This window comes from Microbacterium sp. BF1, assembly GCF_019279095.1.
Taxonomy (GTDB): Bacteria; Actinomycetota; Actinomycetes; order Actinomycetales; family Microbacteriaceae; genus Microbacterium; species Microbacterium maritypicum.
Genome location: NZ_JAGYWT010000231.1, coordinates 1 through 3,863, shown reverse-complemented (window position 1 = coordinate 3,863; position 3,863 = coordinate 1). Strand labels below are relative to the sequence as shown.

The window sequence follows — 3,863 nt, the reverse complement described above, 5'->3', positions numbered from 1 at the left end:
GGTGATCGCGAGATCCACGTGCGGATCCGGTGACTCGAAGGGGATGCGGCGTCCGGCGCGCGCATCCATCGCGATGCCGCTGAGGATGCGATCGACCCAGTTCTCGTCGACCGGGGGTTCGGCTGCGGCTTCTGCGGCGATGAGCTCAGCACCGAGCCCCTGCAGCCGTTCCAGTGCGTCCAGCGCCAGCTGACAGCCGGGCGACTCGTCGATCGAGCGATCGGCGGGCTGTCGCCCCGCGTCGAGATAGTCGGTGAGCTCGTCGAGCGTGTGCCCGTCGAGATCGGTCGGTTCCAGGCCGAGCCAGCGGACTTCGCGAGTCTCTCTCTCGTCGGTCATCGCCACTCCTCCATCCGTACGATCATGTATTTCCGGGCCCGCGCGAGCAGGCCGCGCGCGGTCGAGACGGGGATGTCGAGCTCCTCGGAGATCTCCTCATAGGAGTATCCGCCGATCTCCCGCAGCACCCAGCATTCGCGCTGCGCATCCGGCAGCTCTCGAAGCGCTGCCCCGAGGGCGGCGACGCCCGCACGCGCCTCGACGACCGCGGTCGGTGAGGCATGCAGCGGAGCCGGACGGTCGATCGAATCGATGTCGACGGCCGGGCGGATCGCGCGGATGCGATCGACGGCCTTCCGGCTCACGATCCTCATCAGCCAGCTCTTGACCTTGGCCGGATCCTCGAGTTCGCCGAACCGCTGCCAGGCGGTGACGAAGGACTCCTGCACGATGTCGTCCACATCCGCGGATGCATTCAGCATCCGCTGTGTGTACGCGCGCATCATGGGCGTGTACCTGCGCACGAGCACCGCGAAGGCCTCGACGTCGCCATCCATCGCGCGTCCGGCGACGATGCCGTCGTCCGCGTGTTCGAGCGCTATGCGAAAGCGTTCGTCTTCCATCTACCCCACCCCTCGATCCGATCCCCTGAGGGATTCGGAACAGATGCCCCAACGGATCGGATCATTGTTCACCCGCCTGTGAGGGATCGGGGAGAGGCCGTGCGGGTCTCTCCCCCGCCTCGTCACTTCTTGAACGCATCCTTCACGTTCTCGGCGGCATCGCGGACGTTGCCCTTGGCCTGCTCCGCCTTGCCCTCGACGACGAGCTTGTCGTCATCGATGACCTTGCCGACGGTCTCCTTCGCCTTGCCGGCGATCTTCTCGGCTGCGGCCTTGATCTTGTCTTCAGCGCTCATGGCTTCTCCTTCTCCTTCTCCACCGACCCCGCGTCTCGGGGCCGAGTCCTCGACGAGGCGGCTTATGCCGTCGGCGCCTCGTCCGTGTCTGCGGTGTCGCCTTCGTCATCCGAGGGGACGTGTACGTCGTCGATGGTGACGTTGACCTCGACCACGCCCACCCCGACCAGATCGACCATGTCCCGGTGGATCGCCGCGCGGACGTCATCCGCGACCTTCTGCAGCGAGACGGGGTACTCGGCGACGATCGTCACGTCGACGGTGATCTGTGCTTCGCCGACCGCGACGCTGATCCCCTGCGAGAGGTCGGTCGTGTTGAGCGCGTCCCGAATCGCGCCCACCATGCGTGCGGCGCCCCCGCCGAGCGCATGGACTCCGCTGACGTCACGCGCAGCGATGCCGGCGATCTTCGCGACCACCGCATCCTCGATCGTGGTCGTCCCCACCGCAGCCCCCTGCGGCGGGGTGACGACCTGAATCTCGGGCTGGGTGCCACCTGTCGTGTTCGTCATCGTGAGTTCCTTCTTCCTCATGCCGCTCGCAGTGCGAAGCGCAGGTCGCGGTCGGCGACGCCACCACTAGGACGTATACCGAACGGCAGATGTCACAGATCCGTCGAAAGAAGTCTCTGAAGACCCCCGACGAACCGCTCACGGTGCACTCAAAGGTTGAGAGTGCAATATTGCACTCCATGACAGACAGTGCAGATTCCTTGCGAGAACAGCGCAAGCGAGAGACCTCCCGCGCCCTCACCGACGCCGCACGACGTCTGACGACGGAGAAGGGGTTCGCCGGGTTCACGATCGAGGAGGTGTGCGCCGAGGTCGGAGTCTCCCGCCGCACGTTCTTCAACTACTTCGAGACCAAGGAGAATGCGGTCTTCGGGTTCGCGACGATCGACTCGTCCCAGGAGGCGCTCGAGGAGGAGTTCGCTGCCCGACGCGGAGACCTGCTCGACGACTTCCTCCGGTTGACGATCCGCCGCTTCGAGCTGTTCAACCCGGTCGAGGACGCCCCGACGATGTTCGCCGTGATCGAGCAGGAGCCGCGTCTGCTCAAGGCCGCCTTCGAGCATCTCGCGAAGAACGAGAGGCGCGATGTGGGGCTGATCCTCCGCCGAACCGCCGAGACCGATCGCACCTCCGACGACGCCGCCGAGCTGCAGGCCGAGGTGGTCGTGCACACCGTCGGCGCGCTTGTGCGCATGAGCATGGACGAGCTGGTGCATCGCCAGTCGACCGAGCCGTTCGCCGATCTCCTCACCCGACGCCTCGACGTCGCCCGCTCGCTCTACGCACCGTCACAGAAAGCGCACTGAATGTCCGCCACCGCCACGAAGGACGCCCCCTTCCTGCTCACGAAGCGCCGCATCTGGATCATCTTCAGCGCCCTCATCGCGGGCATGCTGCTCTCCAGCCTCGACCAGACGATCGTGTCCACCGCCATGCCGACGATCGTCGGCCAGCTCGGCGGCGTCGACCACCAGGTATGGATCACCACCGCCTATCTCCTGGCCACCACGATCGTGATGCCCATCTACGGCAAGTTCGGCGACGTACTGGGTCGATGCAGCCTGTTCCTCGTCGCGATCGCCCTGTTCACCCTGGCCTCGGTCGGCTGCGCATTCGCCACCGACTTCTGGATGTTCGTCGTCTTCCGCGCCCTGCAGGGCCTCGGCGGTGGCGGCCTGATGATCCTGTCCCAGGCGATCATCGCCGACATCGTCCCTGCCAACGAGCGCGGCAAGTACATGGGGCCGCTCGGTGCGGTCTTCGGGCTGTCCGCCGTCGCCGGCCCGCTCCTCGGCGGCTACTTCGTCGACCACCTGACCTGGCAGTGGGCGTTCTACATCAACATCCCCGTCGGGATCGCGGCATTCATCATCGCGCTGGTCGCACTCAAGCTGCCGAGCAAGAAGGCCGAGAAGCCGATCGATATCTTCGGCGTCATCTTCCTCTCGATCGCGACCACGTGCCTGATCTTCTTCACGGACTTCGGCGGAGACAAGGAATTCGGTTGGGACTCGCTCGCGACCTGGGCCTGGGGCGCCGGGCTGGTCGTCGCCGCGACCGCCTTCGTGATCACGGAATCGCGGGTTCAGGACCCGATCATCCCGCTGAGCCTGTTCCGCAACCCGATCTTCGTCAACGCCACCGCGATCGGGCTGGTGCTCGGAATCGGGATGTTCGCGGCGATCGGCTTCGTGCCGACGTTCCTGCAGATGTCCTCCGGCACATCTGCGGCGGAATCCGGACTGCTGATGATCCCGATGATGGTGGGGCTCATGGGCACGTCGATCTTCTCCGGAATCGTGATCTCGAAGACCGGCAAGTACAGGATCTATCCGATCCTCGGCACCATCATCACCGGCATCGCCATGGTCTCGATGACCACTCTGTCGGCGTCGACGCCGATCTGGCTGATCTGCGTGTTCCTGTTCGTGTTCGGCGCCGGGCTCGGCCTCATCATGCAGGTCGTCGTCCTGGTCGTGCAGAACGCGGTCCCGGCCGGCGAGATCGGCACCGCGACGAGCACGAACAACTACTTCCGCGAGGTGGGGGCATCTCTGGGAACCGCGGTGTTCGGGACGATCTTCACCACACGTCTGACCGAGAACCTGCTCGGCGTCTTCACCGGCGCCGGCGCCTCCCCCGAAGCCGCCTCC

The 3,863-nt window shown here is 65.6% G+C and carries 5 protein-coding genes and 1 pseudogene; 2 read left to right on the top strand and 4 right to left on the bottom strand.

All coding sequences use genetic code 11. The annotated features are described in order from the left end of the window. From KZA10_RS09390 to KZA10_RS09375, 4 genes and pseudogenes are all read right to left on the bottom strand, one after another. Positions 1 to 339 (bottom strand): annotated as a pseudogene (locus KZA10_RS09390) (hypothetical protein); the annotation flags it as partial. After that, positions 336 to 902 carry an RNA polymerase sigma factor gene (locus KZA10_RS09385; protein WP_218682729.1) on the bottom strand — a complete coding sequence of 189 codons (567 nt, stop codon included), beginning with the start codon at positions 900 to 902 and terminating at the stop codon, positions 336 to 338. The pseudogene KZA10_RS09390 and the gene KZA10_RS09385, both read right to left, overlap by 4 nt. 122 nt (positions 903 to 1,024) lie before the next feature. Continuing rightward, complete coding sequence (locus KZA10_RS09380) at positions 1,025 to 1,198, bottom strand: CsbD family protein (protein ID WP_218682728.1); 174 nt, start codon at positions 1,196 to 1,198, stop codon at positions 1,025 to 1,027. Between the two features lie 62 nt (positions 1,199 to 1,260). Further along, positions 1,261 to 1,710, bottom strand: a complete 450-nt coding sequence (locus KZA10_RS09375; protein WP_235562598.1) for an Asp23/Gls24 family envelope stress response protein — start codon at positions 1,708 to 1,710, stop codon at positions 1,261 to 1,263. A gap of 179 nt (positions 1,711 to 1,889) precedes the next feature. On the opposite strand from KZA10_RS09375, the gene KZA10_RS09370 reads away from it, so the two are divergent. Continuing rightward, entirely contained in the window at positions 1,890 to 2,516 is a 627-nt protein-coding gene (locus KZA10_RS09370) for a TetR/AcrR family transcriptional regulator (protein ID WP_218682727.1), read from the top strand. Beyond that, the coding region (locus KZA10_RS09365) for an MDR family MFS transporter (RefSeq protein WP_218682726.1) at positions 2,517 to 3,863 on the top strand (1,347 nt) is incomplete at its 3' end.

Coding starts and splice junctions, on each gene's coding strand:
- KZA10_RS09385 (WP_218682729.1), bottom strand. CDS start 902: ATGGAAGACGAACGCTTTCGCATAGCGCTCGAACACGCGGACGACGGC.
- KZA10_RS09380 (WP_218682728.1), bottom strand. CDS start 1,198: ATGAGCGCTGAAGACAAGATCAAGGCCGCAGCCGAGAAGATCGCCGGC.
- KZA10_RS09375 (WP_235562598.1), bottom strand. CDS start 1,710: ATGACGAACACGACAGGTGGCACCCAGCCCGAGATTCAGGTCGTCACC.
- KZA10_RS09370 (WP_218682727.1), top strand. CDS start 1,890: ATGACAGACAGTGCAGATTCCTTGCGAGAACAGCGCAAGCGAGAGACC.